We start from the raw sequence: 16,912 nt of genomic DNA on the forward strand, positions 1-16,912 counted from the left end.
CAATCCCATTCAGTCGGGGCCAGAAAACACCCCGAGAAGGAGCCTTTATGTCCGATGCAGCCACCTCCCTTGCTCCCCAGACCGATGCCACCCAGCAGACCCTCACCGATCAATTCAATGCCAACCAGACCATCACAGCGTATGCCCACGCCCTGCAGAACATTCAACTGACCCCCACCACCAACCCACCCCAGCAGTGGTACACCGATTTCCTGGCCAACCTGAAAATCGCTCAGGGTCACGCCAACACCTGGGTGACGGACCTCGGGCCGGAGATTTTTGCAAAAGTCCCCCAGAGCATCATCAACTACGGCACCACCTTCAACATTGCCACCCAGCAGATCCTGAACATCCTCTCCCAGGCCGGAGACAACCCCACGGACGCCCAGAGGCAGGAGATCATCGGGATGATCAACGCCCTGCTCGTCGACCTGGGCATCCAGCAGCAGACCATTGTGGACGTGCAGGCGAAGCTGCAGCAGTTCGCTGTGGATGTGCAGTCGGACCACAGCACCCTGCTGGATGGCCAGAATTCTGCTTACAAGGAAGCGCAACTGGACCAGCAGAAAATTGACACCATCAACGCCAAGATCAATTCAATCCAGCAGAAAATCCAGCAGGACAGCACCCTGGCGACCGTTTCAGAAATCGGGCTGGGGGTGGGCATCTTCCTGGCTGTTGCAGGCTTTGCCCTGGCCGTGGCCACTGCAGGTGCAGCCGCGCCCATCGTGGTCGGTGTGGTGGGCGTGATCGCTGTAGGTGGAGCCATTGCCGGAACAGTGATTTTCAACAAAAAGGTTCAAGAGGACCTGGACGAACTGCACCAGTTGCAAAATGAGCTGAGCGACGAGCAGGCACAGGTGTCTGCCCTGCAGGGCATCTCCAACTCCATCGGGGCCCTGGTCACCCAGAATGAGGCCGCCACCAAGGCCATCTCTGACGTGCTGAACACCTGGGCCGTGCTGAAAACCAAACTGGCAGCAGTGATGACCGACCTGCAAAACGCCGAGGCCCCCGATCTTCCGGGCATCCTGATGCAACTCGACATTCAGACCGCCCAGACCCAGTGGACGCAGCTCACCGATTTCGCCACCAAGATGCAGCAGATCAACACCACGGTGCAGCAGCCCATCATGAATCCCCCTGCACAGGCCGTGCAGCCCGCCGAACAGGTCGCCTGAGTTTCTGCACATGCTGCGCCTCTCTTGAAAGGAGGCGCAGCAGGAGGTTTTCAATGCTTGCACCCGATCCATCCACCACCGAGAGCCAGTTGCAGAGTGCAGGAAGCACCGTTTCTCCGGTCACCGAGTACTGTCAGGCCCTGCGCACCCTGGTTTCACCCTATCAGGCCTACGTTCCAGCGAGTGCCCAGCAGGTGCTTCACCAGAGCCAGCAGGATGCGAAAAGCTGGAGTGGCCTCTGTCAGCGTTACACCACAGGCCTGCCCACCGCGATTGTGCAGGTGGGAAACAGTTACCTGCAGGCTTCCGGTCCTCTGCAAACAGCTGCAGATCAACTCTCCATGGACCCCTCAGACCAGAACGCCCTTTCCAGCCTGACCCAGGCCCTTTCCGGGGTGCAGCAGACTTTGCAGGAACAACTCGACACCCTGCACGCCCTGCAGCAGGATGTGGTGGCCTTTGAGCAGAAAATCCAGCAGGACGAACAGCAGATGACCGAGGTGGTCAACAGCCTGAGTGGCGCTGCCCTCAGTGCAGCGCAGGCCACCCTGTCCACCCAGTTTCTGCAGAGCAACGTGCTGGGTCCCTGCATTGCCATTGTCTCAATCAACTCCCAGATCAACCTGCAACTGACCACCATGGACGCTCCCGAAGTGGTGGGGGTGGCCTTGCTGCAGGCCCTGCTCAGTCAACTGATCACCCTCAATGGGCATGCCACCCAGGCCCTGTCTGCGGTACTCGATTCCCTGAGTGTGCTGAATGTGAAATACCAGGCGGTCTTAAGTGACCTGGCGCAGGCCACCAACGACACCCTGCCTGCCATCCTGCAGGGTCTGGAACTTCAGGTCAGCCTGCAGGCGTGGCAGCAACTCGTGGATTATGCCTCTGGCATGCTGACCCCCCAGCAGGCCTGAAACCCTTTCAACCTCCCAAGGAGACCTCCATGCTGAACTTTCAGATCAAAGGCAATTACCAGGACGCCACCGGATACAACTGGGTGTTTTACGGAGACGACCAGAACCCCAACCTCTTCTACATCCTGCCGAAACCACAATACGCACTGGATGCCGGGGGAAAGCCCATCTTGCAGCTCACCCGTTACCTGACCGATGACAGCAGCAACGGCTCGGGCTTTGTGAGCCTGCAGGTGGCTCTCGCGGTTCCTCAGGACGTGCAACAGGCCATTCTGGGGCAGATCCAGCAGCAGTTTCATCCTCCAGGTCCCATCACCCTGAGCCCTCTGCAATACAACCCTGGAGCAACGGCATCCCTGAAACTGACCAGTGAGGGCCAGGACCTGAACCTCACCGTTCCGGCCTCGCAATTTGGCAGCAACACCGCCACGTTTGTGCTGCAGCTCGCCAAACAGCAGCTTGATACGGTGGTCGCCACCCTGTCCTCCCACGAGAGTGACCTGAATGTGACCTACCAGTTCACGGTGCCCTCCAGGCTTCCTGCCGTCACAGCGGTGCTGACTTTTGACAGTGCCCTGGCCTACCAGTATCAGGTGACCCAGCCTGCCCACCACACCTGGGGCGAGGACACCCCTGGATCGGTGCAGAAAGCCCTGCAGGAATCCCAGAGCAGCCATGTTACCATCACCTGGGGGATTGCCAACCCCGATGACACCCTGGTGCAGGCGGTGGCCGACTGGGCCAACAACACCCTCGCCACGCTGGTGCAGGCGCAGGTGCAGAAAACCATGCAGATTCTGGGACTGCAGAGTGGGGATTCGTTCAGCATCAACCAGGTGAGCAGTTTCACCGCCACCTACAGTGAAAATCAGGTGGTGGACTGGCACCTGAACCCCCAGAGCACCCTTCCCTCTTTGAACAGCCTGGGATTGAACGTGCAGGATTTCCTGGCCGAGGTGAATCAGCGCCAGCAGGTGATCACGGTCCATGCTCAGCTTCCTTTTACGCAAGACAGCCAGAACAGCACCGGGCTTCCGGCTGGAGACCTGCAGGCTGCACTGCTGGAATCGGTGGTGGTGACTGCCCGTTATCCTGGCCTCAGTGAAGAAAAAAGCACCATCACCTTCACTGAAAATGGAGCCCACACGTTCACGGCTCCTTATGACCCCCAGCAGGGACCCAGTTATCAACTGGAGTACCGGGCGACCTATCAGCAGTCCAGTGCCAGTGTGCAGAGCACCATCGACGGGCTGGACCAGGGGGATTACTACCTGAAACTGAACGACGTGGGCTACCTGAATGTCACGTTTGATGCCGCCCAGGCCTTCAACATCAAGACCACCACCCCTCTTAAGAGTGTGGACGTGATCCTGACCTTCGTGGATTCGGACGGCACAGGCACCCCCATCCACCAGACCCTGCACCTGACCCCAGAAAGCCCCAGAGGGATCATGGGCAGCCCCCACCCCATGCCGATCAACTCGGGGTACAACTACACGGTGACCTACACCTATGACGATCTGGTGTACACCGCTCCCACCCAGGTGAACCAGACGGGCTTCACCCAGTTGATTTACCCTGCAGCGGGCATTCACACCACCAATTTGATCATTTCGGTGCCAGCAAATGCCGACCCGATTTTTGATGCCACCGTGCAAATGTGGTTCACTGCGGCCCCCACGGTTCCGGGGATTGCCGAGCAACCCACCCAGGATGCTCCGGCAGTCTTCCAACTGACCCCAGAAGCGGACAGCACCGGAGCCAGTTTTGTGCGGGCCACTTTTGAGGGGTTCATCAACGGGCATGCACCGCTCGGGTACTCTGCAGCGATTGACAGTGTGGACGGGCAGATCCTGATCAACGATCAGCTGATTGAGCCCACCCAGGCCTCGGTGATGGTGACCCCCACCCAGCGCTACTACACCCTGGAAGTGAACAGTGATGCCATCTCCTGGACCACTGCCACCTATGACAGTGTGGAGGTGCTGATCACCACCACCGTGAACGGCAAAGCGCAACCCCAGCGATTGGTGAAATGGAACCGCACAGAAGGGGGTAGCCAGTACCTGACCTACAGCATTCAGGACGGAAATGCAGTCACTTACGCCTATGAGGTGCGCTACATCACCCCGGGGCAGGGTGTGCAGAAGGTGACGGGGAGTGGAGAGACCGATGTGGTCTTCAACATTCCGGCCACGCCCTCCAGTCCAGTCAGCGCAGATTGAGGAGAGACCAGACCGGGAGGCCCTCTCCCGGTTCTTTTTTCAGGAGATCCCATGCAACAGAATCTGCAACGCACTTTTCCTCAACTTGAACAGAAGCTGTCTGGCTTCCATTTGCTGGAACAGAGCACCCTCACCCCTTCGGGCGCTCCCTGGGAGTGGATGCTCACTGAAAACCCGGATGAGTTGCGCCTCACCCTGGATGTGCCCACCACTGAAGTCCCAGAGCACCTGCAAAAGTACGTTCATGGTGAACGAGACTGCTGGTTGAGCTTCAGGGAAAATTTTGCAGGGGCCACTTTCAAGGTGTACCGACGGTTTCATCCGCATGACCCTGATCCGCTGCAGGACCCCAGGTTCATTGCCAGACTGGTGGGTTTTGATGGGCACAGTTCGCCAGAAGTGTATTACACCCTCAAAGGCCCTTCTCCTGCCTTGCTGCACCATGTCTTGCAAAGGTCAGGCAGCAGCCACCTTCTGCCCCTGTTTTATGACGAGGTCACCTTGCTGACAGGACAGGACAGCCGCACATTTTTGCAGGCTCGCAAACTTGGGGTGAGTGTCAGGGAGGATGTGGTCACGCTGTATGTGCAGGTGCATGGGCTTGCCCTGTCAGCAAGATCCATCTCTCAACTTCTTGGGGAAACGGTGCTCGACCAGTGGAGGCATTCAGGTCTGGTGCTGGAGCCAGCACTGGCCGTGTGGGTGTTCAGGGGAAACCATGTCCAGCACGCCCTGGGATTGGCTCCAGAATTCTAGAATAACGTTATTCTAAAGTTGTGGTTGCATGAAACCAACACAAAAGGGCAAGCTTTTGAGGTGGGATGCAGCAGGACTTCAGACCACCTGAAAAGAAGTGTCCCTCCAGGTGTCCCTCCCTGTCTCTAGGCTGAAACCAGCACAGGAGGAACCCCATGAGAACACCTTTCATTGCCCCGACTTTGACCCTGGCCCTGCTGGTTTCAGCCTGCAACCTCACCCCTGGCGTGCAGGCCCCCAGAACACTGGATGCAGCAGGGGGAACCGTGATGTCCAGCAACAATCTGGCCACGCTTGTGGTCCCAGCAGGTGCCCTGTCCCAGAAGTCGGTGGTGACCCTGGAGATGGCCGGGAATGTTGCTGCTGCGCCTGCAGGTCTCAAAATGGTGCCAGGCACCGCCTTCAAACTCAGCGGGGACCATCCCCTGCAGAAAACCGCAACCCTGACCCTCAAGTACCAGGCGAGCAGCATCCAGCGCCAGAACACCCTGGAAGACACCCTGGCCCTGTACCAGCTGGCCAACAACCTGTGGACGCTGGTGGCGGGAGGACAGCTGGACCCTGCAAAATCCACCTTCACGGCCCAGGTGCAGCAATATGCCACCTATGCCCTGATGTACACCCAGGGCACCCAGACAGATCCGGTGGCCAGTGTGCAGATCATCCAGCAAAGTCCGAGCGTGGTGCTCGGTGACATGATCACCCTCACCGCCCTGGCCAAAAACAGCAAAGGGGAGGGGCTTGCCCTGCTGCCCACCGATTTCAGCTGGACCTCCAGCAACACTGCGGTGGCCACGGTGGACAGTGCAGGCAAGGTCACCGGGAAAATGGAAGGCAAGGCCACCATCTCTGCCAGTGCGCAGGGCAAGACGGGCAGTGTGGAGGTGAGCGTGATCAAAGCCACAGGCACTCCAGCGACCTACACGGTGCATCCGGTCCCCCTCCCTGCAGGAGAACTGGGCAGTTACGGACTGGCCTTCAACAACACCGGGCAGGTGTTCCTGATCGGGTCGCACCTTGCCGGAGGGGTGGTGGAATCGTATTACTTCTACGATGGCACTTCGGTCAAGCCTGTGACCCTGCCCAACGGGTACCGGGCCAGCAGTTACGGCAGCAGCCTTTCACGCACCTGTGTGAACACCCAGGGGCAGGTGGCCTTCACCGCCGTGGCCACAGACAACAGTGGTGGGAAAGTCTTCTGGCTGGACGCAGGCACCGTCACCGCTCCAGCTTTCGCTTCGGGGCAGCGCATGGTGCGGGGCTGCAACGACAGTGGGCAGGTGCTGTCCTCCAATTTTCTGGATTTCCTGCACCCCGGAAACCAGCTGTACACCGCTGGAGGAGCCGTGCAGAACCTGCCTGACCTGATGGCCATGGCCCTCAACAGCAAAGGAGAAGTGCTGTTCACCGATCAGGTGTTCGCGGGTGGGAAGGGAACCAAACTTCCGGTGCCCACAGGTGCTCTGGGCAGTGTGGGCCGGGACCTCAACGACCAGGGGGTGGTGCTGGGCCTGGCCTTCAAGAGCGGCACCCCGGACAGCAGCCTCTTTTTGTGGGACCGGGTAAACAACACCGTGCGTGAATTTGGTTATCCCTCAGACGCCAAAGGCACTCCAGGAGCCGTGGACGTCAACAACAAAGGGGAGGTCCTGGTGACCGGCAAGGACAGCACAGGTCAGGATGCCATGTGGGTCTACAAAAACGGAAGTTACACCCGGGTGAAGTACAGCGGCTGGAATCCCGGTGTGGGGGTGGCCATCAACGATGAGGGATGGATTCTCACCAGTCTGGAAAGCATTGCAGGCAACAACAGTGTGGCAGTGGTGCTCAAACCTCAGCCCTGAAAGAAACATTTTGCAGAAGGGCACCCGTGGGTGCCCTTCTTGGTGTTGAAATCAAAAGTACTGGATGGTGCGCCGGGTCACCCGCACTTCTGCCTTGCCCCAGACCTCCTCCTCGGGAATCCAGCCGTACTGGGTTTTGCGAATCCAGTTGCCCTTTTGGTCGTACTGGTAGACAAAACGGTAGGCTGGCTGCTTCTGCTTTCCTGAAAAATATCCTGTCTCGATGGGCAGATTTTTGCTGTTGTAGACCGTATAATCCGCAAAGGAGGAGCGGTCAGGGTGGGTGTCTTTGACCAGCACCATGCCTCCTTTCAGGTGGTTGTACAGCAGCACCTGAGGCTGGTCCTCGTTCTCCAGGTACCGTTTCTCTTTGACCACCCGTCCCAGACGGTCACAGGTGCGCAGGTGGGTGCGTTTTCTGGCATCCTGCCGAAGAAAGATTTTGGTGCGTAACTCACACCCTTTTGCATCAAAGAAAGATATCCAGGTGCCGTAAGGCTTCTGGTCCTCCACCAGACGCATTTCCAGGATTCGTTTTCGGGCAGCCCAGCGGTAGGTGGCCCGGGCATGTTCAAACCCGATGGGCTGAAAAGTGGTGTGGACGGCCTCCAGGTTCCCACCAAACACGATTTCTTCATATGAAGCGTCCAGAACACTTTGCAGATCTTCCTGGTAACTGATCTTGACGGCAAGGACTTTTCCATGCAGTTCAAAGGATCTGAGAAGAGGTGTGGCCTGTGCACTGGCAAGGAGCAGTCCGGCGGCCATCAGGTGGGTCCAAAAGCGCAGAGAGGGCATCACATTCCTCCTTGAGGGGTCAGATTCTCCCCTGTGCTTTCAGTGTGTCTCAAAGCAGGGACACTTGCAGGGACAGCCTGTCATCTCTTCTTGCCTGTGGACAGGTGCTGCAATTCACCGGGCACCTCACCGAAGTGGTCAGCAAACACCAGGCAGGCCTGCAGGTGATGCTGTTTTGCAGCCTGAAAGTCCTCCAGGTGCTGGTACACTTCGATCATCTTCAGGTGGGCATCAAGGTCGCAGGGGTTGTGTTCCAGCAATCGAGCATACAGCCCTGGACGCTGCGCCCAGTCCTGCTCTTCGGCGAGTTGCAGCACCGCACGCCGCCATTGTTCCTGAAGCTGGCTGCGCAAGGGATGCAGTTCTGGAAGGTCCAGGTCCTGCATCAGGGGGCCAGTGTACAGCGAGAGGGCCTGTTCGAGGTGCCCACGTTGCAGGGCTGCCAGGAAGTCGCTGAGGTCACACTGCAGGTGGACCAGGTGGTAGCTGCCGTCTCGCCTCCACTTGATGGTGCCGTGTCTGCCCAGTGCTTCCCTGAGCCGGATCACGGTTTTGCGGAAGTTGGTGTCTGCGGCCTGCATGCTGGCTTCAGGCCACAGGGCCAGTTGCAAGGTTTCACGGGGCACGCCTCCGGTCCCCTGGCGAAGACTTGCGATCAGCAGCAAAGCCAGCATCTCTTTGACTTTGCGTCCTTTCCAGGGTTGCACCTCATGTCCGGTCACCCTTCGGGTTGGCCCGAGCAGACACAACCTGGCTTCCTCGTGGAGGCTGACAGAGGGAACTGGTGCACGCTGAATTGCCTGAAAGCCTGAAGGGCACAACTTCTGAAGCAAATGCAGGTGCCCCCAGGCATCACAGGCCTCAATGTGCTTCCAGCCTTCCTCAACCACTTGAGGGTCAGGTGGGGTTTGCAGGGCCGCCAGGGTGAGCAGGGCCTCCCCGATCAGGGCTTCATTGCGGCACAGTCGGGCCGCCTGCAGTGCCGCCTTGGCTTCAGGTTGCCCTTTGCCAGTGAGGGTGTGTTGCAGCAAAGCTTCGATCAGACATCGTTTTGCCCATACACCCGGCCCATCTTCTGGTTTCACCTGCTCAAGGTCCAGGCGGGCCTGTTCGGGTTGTCCGGCCAGCAGGTGGATGCGTGCCCTGATGAGGGGGTGTTCCATGTAGGGGTTGTGGTGCGCCTCCTCCAGGCGCGCAAGGGCAGCAGGAATGTGACCCAGAAATGCTTCTGCCTCGGCAATGTCGGTGGGTTTGGCCCCCTGGTGGTGGGTGATCAGATCGGCACTGCGGCACAGCACATCAAAAGCCTGCTGGAAATCTCCCCGCCACAGCCGCAGGATGCCCAGGTTCCACAGCACTGCAGAGGTCACCCGCAGGTTGCCTGCTGCCTCGAAGCGGGACAGCAACTCGCGGTGCAGGGGCTCAGACTCCGGGTAGCGCCCTTGCATCAGCAGCAGATAACCCAGATTGGCCTCAATGCGGTTGAGCAGGAAAATGTCCCCGGCAACCCTGGCCTCTGTGATCGCCTCCCTGAGCTGCTTTTCGGAGGCCTCGAAGTCAGCGACCATGATGCCCATGCTCCCTGCATCCATCAGCACCCGGGCACGCTGTGCAGGGTCAGGCACGTCAGACAGGTGGTCCAGGGCCTGCTGCATGGTGTTGTGGGCTGCCCGGAAAAGACCCTTGCGGTACTGCAGCTCACCAAGCTGCACCTGATGCAGGGAGGCGGCCTGGGGGTGTGCAACTGCCCACTGCTCGAAGTCCTGCAGGGTCTGTTCTGCTTGATCCAGCCGGTTGAGCTGAAACTCCAGGAACAGGCGCTGGATGAAGTACCCCTGCACATCTGGATGGTCCACAGGAAGCGGATGCAGGCTTTGCAACACCTGCAGGGCCTGTTCCTGCTGTCCTGTTTCATCGAGGGCCCGGGCGATCTGAAGCTGGCTGCTGAAATCCCCGGGAAAGGGCTTCACCTGCAGAGCCTCTTTCACCCGGTTGAGCCGCATCAGGGCTGCCAGGAGTCCTGCCCGCACCTCCACGGGAGGTTGGGGGTCCAGCCAGAGCCATGCACGGGCCTCCTGCACGACTTCTGCATGGCGTTCATGCTGCCGGGCATGCTGAAACGCTTCACGGGTGAATTCCAGTTGCTGGACATGCTGGCCCCGACGGGCATGCCAGGCCCGCTGCACCGGGTCGGTCAGCACCTCCACAGCCTGCAAGTGCACTTTCTGCAACTCTGCTGCTGAAGCCGCTTCCCGCAGGATGCTCCCGTACAGGGGATGGGTCAGGCTGTGCAGCACCTCGCCTGCCTGCAAACGGCTGGACACCACCCCGAGGCCCCTGAGTTGCTCTGCATGGACCTCCATCTGCTCGCTGGAACACCCGGCAATGTGCGCCCACACCTGAAGAGGGAGGGCTTCATCGACTGCCGCCAGCACCACAGCAGCCCGCCAGTGATGGAGGTGATCGCCGAGCCGTTCCAGACGCTGCCTGATCGCCTGTTGCAGGCTGTGGGGAATGAGGGCGTTTTCTGGAGGCAGGAAGGTCCACACGAAGTGCTGTTTGCGCAGGACTCCTCCCTGACGCAGGAGGTGCAGCAACTCCCGGGTGTACAGGGGATGACCTTCCCCATGCTCTTCCAGCCACTGCAGCAAACTGTCGGGGGGAGCTGCACCCAGCAAGGCCACTGTCAGGTCCCTCACCTCCTGGTGGTGGAGCCGCTGAAGCTCCACTTTTCTGGGATGCAGACCTGTGGCCAGCTGCAATTTCTTCTGCAATGCCTCCATGGCCTGGACAGCAGGTGTTTCTGTTTCCAGAGGTCTGGAGGCCAGCACCATGAGCACCGGGCTGTGGTCCAGCAGCACCCGTGACCACAGCGCCTGCAGCACCTCCAGATCGTCTTCGGGCATGGCGTGAACGTCATCCACCAGCAAGCACAGGCCGTGCAGGTTCTGAGATTCCCAGCTGACTGCAGCCAGCAGAGTTCGGGTGGGATCAGCGGCCCCTGAGGAGGGCAACAACCGAACCCAGGGGTGGTCCGGGCAGTGGCTGCGGGCGGCTTCAATCAGGTCGGCATTGCGTGTGCGGTTGAAGGCCTCGGCAAAATGCAGCACCAGCGTGCGCAGAAGATGACCCCTGCGCACATGCACCACCTGAGATGGGTCCAGTTGATGGGCAAAACGCTCCAGCAGACTGCTCTTGCCCAGTCCTGCTTCCCCTTCAATCTGGGCCATGCCAGACAGACCCTCCTGGTGCGTTGCCTTCCACAGGTCCAGCAGGGTCTGAAAAGACCGGTTGTGAAGGGACACCAGAGGCTCAGGCATGAGATGCCCACATTATATCGGGCTGGTGGAAATGGGCTGCAGGGCACCATGGATTGGGATTCTGGCCCAGCACAATTCGGTTCTTTTTTACGGTCAGCTCCTGGACGGCATCACCGATGTTTTGCAGAACACCGAAGACCAGGCCCTGCTTGCCCATGGTTTCTGTTCCACCGATGGTGAAACTGCACAACACGACCACCATCTCGATGGGCAACACCGGAAAGATCGACCATTTGAGCAACACACACGGGTTGCCCACACCCACCAACACCAGTCCAGTGACATCTCAGGCCAGACAACCCCGCCCGTTCAGGGTGGGGTTGTGCCTGTCTCACTCGTACCTGAGGGACTCCACCGGGTCCAGCAGGGATGCCCGACTGGCCGGATAATACCCGAAGAACACCCCCACACCGAGGCTGAACAAAAAGGCCAGTCCGATGCTGCTCACCGAGGGCACCGGAGGGGTGTTGATCAGGGCACCCACCCCGTAGGCGAGCCCCAGTCCGACCAGAATTCCGATGACCCCACCTGAAATGGAGAGCAGGGTCGCTTCAATCAGAAACTGCGTACGGATGCCCAGGGGTGTTGCGCCCAGGGCCTTGCGAATCCCAATCTCGCGGGTGCGTTCCGTGACACTCACCAGCATGATGTTCATGATTCCAATGCCGCCCACCAGCAGGCTGATTCCAGCCACACCGCCCAGAAAGAGGGTGAGGGTGGAGGTGATGGTTGAAAGGGACTGGAGCACATCCGCCTGGTTCTGGATGGAGAAGTCCCGGTCTGCTTCGCTGGCGATCCTGTGCCGGGCATCGAGCAGGTCGGTGAGGTCCAGCTGCAGGTCAGAGAGGTCCTTTTCATTTGCGGCCTGGACGTAAATGGAGTTGATGTTGCCGTTCTGCTCCCGACCCAGCGTGGTCTCAAAAGTCTCAAAAGGAACGATCACCTGGGTGTTGGGGCTGGTGAACCCGCTGCTGCCCTTGTCCTCCAGAACCCCAACCACCGTGAAGGTCTGGTTGTTCAGCCGGAAGGTGCCTCCGAGGGCGTCCTCACTGGGGAACAGGGTAGAGGCGACTTCAAAGCCGATCACTGCAACCTTGCGGCGGCCCTGGGCGTCGTTCATGGTGAAGAAACTGCCCTGTTCGGGGGTGCTGTTGCGCACCGTCTCGTAATCCGGGCTGGACCCGATCACGTTGACCGACAGGTTCTCCCCATCCCTGCGGGCCTGGGTGCTGGTCTGGGCGGTGGGGGCCACCCCCTGGATGCGCTGTGGACTGAAGGTCTGGATGGCCCGGAGGTCACTGCGGGTGAGGGTGGCCCGTGTGCTCTGCTGAACCAGTCCGGTGCGGCTGTTCGCGTCACTGCTGATGGTGAGCAGGTTGGTCCCCAGGCCTTCCAGCGAACGGGTGATGCTGCTGGTGGTGCCCGAGCCAATCCCGGTGAGGGCCACCACCGAGGCCACCCCGATGATCACCCCAAGGGCCGTGAGGATGCTGCGCATGGGGTTGGCAAGAATCGCCCGCCATGCCGTGGTGAAAACCTCCATGCTACACCTCCTCCAGCAGGCCATCTCTGACCCTGAGGGTGCGGGAGGCGTGCGCCGCAATGTCTGGTTCGTGCGTGATCAGGATGACGGTGGCTCCCTCGTGGTGGAGTTCATGAAAAAGCCCCATGATCTCCTCGCCGGTGCGGGTATCGAGGGCTCCGGTGGGTTCATCGGCCAGCAACAGGCTTGGCCGGGTGATGAGTGCCCGGGCAATGGCGACCCGCTGCTTCTGCCCTCCTGAAAGCTGGGTGGGCCTGTGCTGGGCCTTGTCCGCGAGCCCCACCCGCTCAAGCAATTCAGTGGCCCGTTTTCTGCGCTGGGCAGGAGGAGCTTTCGCATAAATGAGCGGCACCTCCAGGTTCTCCAGCACCGTGAGCCTGGGGAGCAGAAAGAACGCCTGGAACACAAACCCGACCTTCTGGTTGCGCACCCTGGCCCGCTCGGTTTCCCCGAGGCCAGTCACGTCCTGCCCGTCCAGCAAATACTGCCCGGAGCTTGCCGAATCCAGCAGGCCCAGGATGTTCATCAGGGTGGATTTGCCGCTGCCACTTGGTCCAACAATGGCCGTGAACTCGCCTTGCTGGATGTCAAAACTCACCCCGCGGAGGGCCTGAAATTCCTGCTCTCCAAGCTGGTAGCTTCGCTTGAGGTCCCGCACGGAAATCACTGTGCTTGTGCTGGTGGCCATGTGGGAGGCAGTGAGGACGGCCATCACTGACCTCCAGGTGTGGGTGGGAAGGTCGGGGCAGAGGAGACCGTCTTGCGGGTGGGCAAAACCACTTTCTCATCCCCGGTCAGACCGGAGGTGATGACCACTTCGGTGCCATCGGTTTCCCCGGTTTGCACGTCTTTCACAGCTGTTTTGCCATCTGCCATCTGCACTTCCACGGTGCTCCTGCCCCCGGTGGTCTTCACGGCCCGCTTTGGGACCTTCAGCACGTCCTGCAAGGTCAACACAGTGATTTCGGCCTGGGCACTCATGCCGGGGCGCAGCAGTTGCTCTGGGTTGGAGAGCTTCACCGTCACGTAAAACACCGGGATGTTCTGCTGCAGGGTGGCTTTCGGACTGATCTCGGAGACCTTGCCCCTGAAAGTCTTGCCCGGGAAAGCGTCCAGGGTGACTTCCACCTCCTGCCCCGTCTGAACCTGACGGATGCCCGTCTCATCCACCTGCATGGGGAGTTCAAGCACCCTGTCCTGCCCGATTTCCACGGTCACAGCACTCGATGGTCCGCCCACCGTTCCAGTCACACTGAGCACCTGGCTGTCCACCGGGGCTTTCAGGGTGTGTTTCTGCAGTTGTGTTTGTGCGGTCTGCAGTGAGGTCCGGGCTGATTCCACAGAGAGACTGGCATTGTCGATGGACTGCTGGTTGCTGGTCTGCTGGGTCTGCTGGGTGTTGAGGGCGGCCTGATAGGCCACCTGCGCAGATTTGAGGGCGTCACTGGCTTTCTGCAGGGCCGTCTGTGCATCGGTGAGGGTCTGCTGGCTCACCCCACCGGCCTGATAAAGACGCTGGTTGAGGGTGAGGGTGTCCTGGGCGGATTGCAGTTCCCGGCGAGCATTCTGCACGTTCACCCGTGCGGTTTCCACCGCCTGCTGCTGGGAGGTGGTGTTGCTGCTGGAAGACGCCCGGGAGCTTTTCAGGTTGTTTTCGGCGGTCTGCAGGCTGGTTCTGGCGTTCAGAAGGTTGTTTTCTGCTTCCTGATCGTCCATTTTCACCAGCACCTCCCCACTTTTCACCCGGCGACCTTCCTCGATCAGGAAGGTCACGGTTCCAGAGACGTCCGGATGCAGTTCCCGCACGTCGGTGGCTTTCAGGGTGCCGGAGCCACTCACCTGCAACTGGAAATTGCCCTTGCTTACGGGCACGGTGTCCAGCACAGTGGGCATGGACCCTGGTCTTGGGAGTGCGAAAAAGCCCCCCACCAGCACCACCGGGACCAGCCACCACCACAGCCGTTTTCTGCCTTTTGGAGGGTTTTTGCGAACGGCGGTGGTCACTGCACACCTCCCACATCCACCCCGGCAGCAACACTGAGGGTCATCAGGCTCCTGAAATAACTGTTTTCGGCCTGAAGCAGAGACAGTTCACTGTTCAGCACGCTGCCCTCGCTTTGCAGCACGTCCACTTTCGCCACCTGACCGTTCTTGAAGCGGGTCTGGGTCTGCTTCAGGCTTTCCTGGCTGTTTTGCAGGGCCTTTTGTTGCAACTGCACTTTCTTCCAGGCGTCGAGGGCCTTCTGGTGGCTGTCGTTCAGGGTGTTGATGGCGCTTTTCAGGGTGCTTTCCAGCGTGCGCTTGCGGTTCTCCAGGGTGGTTTTCGCATCCTCCAGGGTGCTTTTCGGGGTGTAATCGTTGTTGCTGAGGTTCCACTGCAACGCTGCGCTCTCCACGCTCTGCCGGGCCTGCACCACACTGCTGAGCTGCCCGGAGAGGTTCTTCTTCAGGTCCTCGAGTTTCACACCGAGGGGCCTGGGATCTGCCAGCGGTTGCGCTTCAAGGTCTGCACTGTTCCCACCGAAAAGCTTGCTCAGTTGCAGGCTGTAGATGGGCGTGGCATCCCTGGCGTTCTCCAGGCTTTGCAGGTCCGACTGGTGGGTCTGCTCGGCATTCTTCACATCAAGAGCTGTGGCGTTTTTCAGTTGCAATCGGGCCTTCTGGATGTTCAGCTTCATCAGGGAGAGCTCCACCTGTTTTGAGAGCACCTGGATGTTCTTCTGGTTTTCGAGCAGTTGCGTGTAGCTGTTCAGCAGGGACTGCCGGGTCTGCAGTTCGGTGGCTTTCAGGTTCACTTTGGCCTGATTGAACGTCTGCTCTGCCGAGAGCAAATCTGTGGCCAGGGCGGTGGGGTCCTGCTGTTTGATGGTCCAGTCCTCCTGTGCACTGTTCAGTTCGGTGCGGGCATTTTGCAGGTCGGTGTTGTCCCGCAGGGTGTTCTCCCAGGCGTGCTGGAAACTGAGGGGAGCGGCGAGGGCGGTGGTGGCCATGAAGACAGTGAGGGTCAGCATTTTCATAAGGATTCTCCTGTGGCAAGGCGCAATTTGAACGCCTGCAGGTAAGCATTGCGGCGGGCCTGGACGAGATTGAAGCGGGCGGATTGCAGGCGGATTTCGGCGTCCAGCAGCTCTGCCGGGGTGATGAGGCCCAGTGACAGGCGTTTTTGCTGGATTTCCAGACCCTGCCCGGCATGCCGGACCTGCAGGGTGCCCTCCTCCACCTGTTGAACGCGCTGGAGGTAACTGTGGTACTGGGTGGTGATGTCCTGTTTCACGGTGTTGAGCGCGTCTTCCACTGCGAGAAGTTGCAGGTCCCGCTGGGCCATCAGGTTCTGCAGAGTGTAAGGCCGGGTGGGGTCGAGGGGAACGTTCAGTTGCACCCCCACCGAGTACCCCAGACCACCTGTGCCGGAAGAGCCGACGGGGTAACTCGCGGACATCCCCACACTGCCGGACTTCAGGGCAAAGTCGGTGCTGACGTTCCAGCCTCCACTGAGCTGCCCGAATTTGCCCGTCACCGTGAGGTCAGGCAGGGCGGACTGCAGTTGCTGGGCAGCGATGGCATCCTCACTGTCCTGGAGGGACAGCTTCGCTTTCTGCACATTGGGATGCTGGTCTGCTTTCCTGAGCAGCACCTCAGGTCCAGCAAAGGCTGGGAGGGAAAGGTCAGGGGTGAGGGTGTCGCCATCCTGCACGTCCCTTCCGAGCAACAGGGAAAGGGATTGCAGGGCTCCTTGCAGTGTGCCCTGGCTGGACTTGAGGGTGTTCTGGGCTTTCAGCACATTCAGTCGGGCATTCTCCAGCGTGTCCCGGGTGGCCTGACCGAGCAGGAGACGTTTTTCAGCGGTTTGCAGGGCAAGTTCTGCCTGCTGCAGCTGCAGTCTGGCAGCATCCACCTGCTCACGGGCGGTTTCCACCTGAAAGTACTGCTCCATCACCTGCACCTTCGCCTGCCCCAGTGCAGTCTGGGCGTCCCAGCGGGCCTGTTGCAGGGCCCGTTCAGCACTTTGCAGGTTCAGGGGGGCGTTTGCCCACGGGGCGACATCCCAGCTGGCCTTGCCTGAAAGGGTGCCACTGGTGGTGTCCGTTTTTGAATCGAAATGGCCCGTGAGGTTGAGGTTCCCCGAGAGGCTGACCGAGGGCTGCACCTGCACCAGGGCTTTCTGGTAGGTGAGTTCGGCACGCTGAAGCTTCAGGGCAGCGGTTCTGGTGGCACTGGTGGGGACCTGCAAGGCGGCATCCAGGGTGATGGGGGTGGCGAGGGCACCGCCGAGCAGACCCAGGGTGATCAGGATCAGTCGTCTCATGCCAGACAGTGTGTGGTACGAACTT

Annotated in this window: 13 protein-coding genes; 5 read left to right on the forward strand and 8 right to left on the reverse strand. The window is 59.9% G+C overall.

The features are described from left to right. The first annotated feature begins 47 nt into the window (after window positions 1-47). From DC3_RS06345 to DC3_RS06365, 5 genes are all read left to right on the forward strand, one after another. Complete coding sequence (locus DC3_RS06345) at window positions 48-1,181, forward strand: HBL/NHE enterotoxin family protein (RefSeq protein ID WP_146883159.1); 1,134 nt, start codon at window positions 48-50, stop codon at window positions 1,179-1,181. A gap of 53 nt (window positions 1,182-1,234) precedes the next feature. Then, the gene (locus DC3_RS06350; protein ID WP_146883161.1) at window positions 1,235-2,095 is read left to right on the forward strand and encodes a hypothetical protein; all 861 of its coding nucleotides are present in this window, start codon (window positions 1,235-1,237) and stop codon (window positions 2,093-2,095) included. Between the two features lie 29 nt (window positions 2,096-2,124). After that, window positions 2,125-4,320 (forward strand): hypothetical protein, encoded by a 2,196-nt coding sequence (locus DC3_RS06355; RefSeq protein WP_146883163.1) that lies wholly within the window; start codon window positions 2,125-2,127, stop codon window positions 4,318-4,320. A 51-nt stretch (window positions 4,321-4,371) separates the two neighbouring features. Then, window positions 4,372-5,076 carry a hypothetical protein gene (locus DC3_RS06360; protein WP_146883165.1) on the forward strand — a complete coding sequence of 235 codons (705 nt, stop codon included), beginning with the start codon at window positions 4,372-4,374 and terminating at the stop codon, window positions 5,074-5,076. A 155-nt stretch (window positions 5,077-5,231) separates the two neighbouring features. Continuing rightward, entirely contained in the window at window positions 5,232-6,920 is a 1,689-nt protein-coding gene (locus tag DC3_RS06365; protein WP_146883167.1) for an Ig-like domain-containing protein, read from the forward strand. A gap of 51 nt (window positions 6,921-6,971) precedes the next feature. Here the strand turns inward: DC3_RS06365 and DC3_RS06370 are convergent, their stop codons facing one another. From DC3_RS06370 to DC3_RS06405, 8 genes are all read right to left on the reverse strand, one after another. Further along, entirely contained in the window at window positions 6,972-7,718 is a 747-nt protein-coding gene (locus tag DC3_RS06370; protein WP_146883169.1) for a hypothetical protein, read from the reverse strand. 80 nt (window positions 7,719-7,798) lie between these two features. After that, entirely contained in the window at window positions 7,799-11,038 is a 3,240-nt protein-coding gene (locus DC3_RS06375; RefSeq protein WP_146883171.1) for an AAA family ATPase, read from the reverse strand. Continuing rightward, complete coding sequence (locus DC3_RS06380) at window positions 11,031-11,297, reverse strand: hypothetical protein (RefSeq protein WP_146883173.1); 267 nt, start codon at window positions 11,295-11,297, stop codon at window positions 11,031-11,033. The genes DC3_RS06375 and DC3_RS06380 overlap by 8 nt, the downstream gene beginning before the upstream one ends. A gap of 72 nt (window positions 11,298-11,369) precedes the next feature. Then, window positions 11,370-12,581, reverse strand: coding sequence for an ABC transporter permease (locus tag DC3_RS06385; protein WP_222594705.1), 1,212 nt, complete (start codon window positions 12,579-12,581; stop codon window positions 11,370-11,372). Window position 12,582: 1 nt separating this feature from the next. Continuing rightward, a complete protein-coding gene (locus DC3_RS06390; protein WP_307724734.1) occupies window positions 12,583-13,293 on the reverse strand; it encodes an ABC transporter ATP-binding protein in 711 nt (236 codons plus the stop codon). Continuing rightward, window positions 13,293-14,585, reverse strand: a complete 1,293-nt coding sequence (locus DC3_RS06395) for an efflux RND transporter periplasmic adaptor subunit (RefSeq protein WP_146883177.1) — start codon at window positions 14,583-14,585, stop codon at window positions 13,293-13,295. Before DC3_RS06395 ends, DC3_RS06390 begins: the two co-directional genes overlap by 1 nt. Next, a complete protein-coding gene (locus tag DC3_RS06400; protein WP_146883179.1) occupies window positions 14,582-15,598 on the reverse strand; it encodes a TolC family protein in 1,017 nt (338 codons plus the stop codon). Before DC3_RS06400 ends, DC3_RS06395 begins: the two co-directional genes overlap by 4 nt. Then, complete coding sequence (locus DC3_RS06405; protein WP_146883181.1) at window positions 15,595-16,887, reverse strand: TolC family protein; 1,293 nt, start codon at window positions 16,885-16,887, stop codon at window positions 15,595-15,597. Before DC3_RS06405 ends, DC3_RS06400 begins: the two co-directional genes overlap by 4 nt. Window positions 16,888-16,912 lie beyond the last annotated feature (25 nt).

This window comes from Deinococcus cellulosilyticus NBRC 106333 = KACC 11606, from assembly GCF_007990775.1.
Lineage (GTDB): Bacteria > Deinococcota > Deinococci > Deinococcales > Deinococcaceae > Deinococcus_C > Deinococcus_C cellulosilyticus.

What these genes read in the sequence shown, in the direction of transcription:
- DC3_RS06400 (WP_146883179.1), bottom strand. Translation starts at nt 15,598, where the DNA reads ATGAAAATGCTGACCCTCACTGTCTTCATGGCCACCACCGCCCTCGCC.
- DC3_RS06405 (WP_146883181.1), bottom strand. Translation starts at nt 16,887, where the DNA reads ATGAGACGACTGATCCTGATCACCCTGGGTCTGCTCGGCGGTGCCCTC.
- DC3_RS06370 (WP_146883169.1), bottom strand. Translation starts at nt 7,718, where the DNA reads ATGCCCTCTCTGCGCTTTTGGACCCACCTGATGGCCGCCGGACTGCTC.
- DC3_RS06360 (WP_146883165.1), top strand. Translation starts at nt 4,372, where the DNA reads ATGCAACAGAATCTGCAACGCACTTTTCCTCAACTTGAACAGAAGCTG.
- DC3_RS06345 (WP_146883159.1), top strand. Translation starts at nt 48, where the DNA reads ATGTCCGATGCAGCCACCTCCCTTGCTCCCCAGACCGATGCCACCCAG.
- DC3_RS06390 (WP_307724734.1), bottom strand. Translation starts at nt 13,293, where the DNA reads ATGGCCGTCCTCACTGCCTCCCACATGGCCACCAGCACAAGCACAGTG.
- DC3_RS06355 (WP_146883163.1), top strand. Translation starts at nt 2,125, where the DNA reads ATGCTGAACTTTCAGATCAAAGGCAATTACCAGGACGCCACCGGATAC.
- DC3_RS06375 (WP_146883171.1), bottom strand. Translation starts at nt 11,038, where the DNA reads ATGCCTGAGCCTCTGGTGTCCCTTCACAACCGGTCTTTTCAGACCCTG.
- DC3_RS06365 (WP_146883167.1), top strand. Translation starts at nt 5,232, where the DNA reads ATGAGAACACCTTTCATTGCCCCGACTTTGACCCTGGCCCTGCTGGTT.
- DC3_RS06350 (WP_146883161.1), top strand. Translation starts at nt 1,235, where the DNA reads ATGCTTGCACCCGATCCATCCACCACCGAGAGCCAGTTGCAGAGTGCA.
- DC3_RS06385 (WP_222594705.1), bottom strand. Translation starts at nt 12,581, where the DNA reads ATGGAGGTTTTCACCACGGCATGGCGGGCGATTCTTGCCAACCCCATG.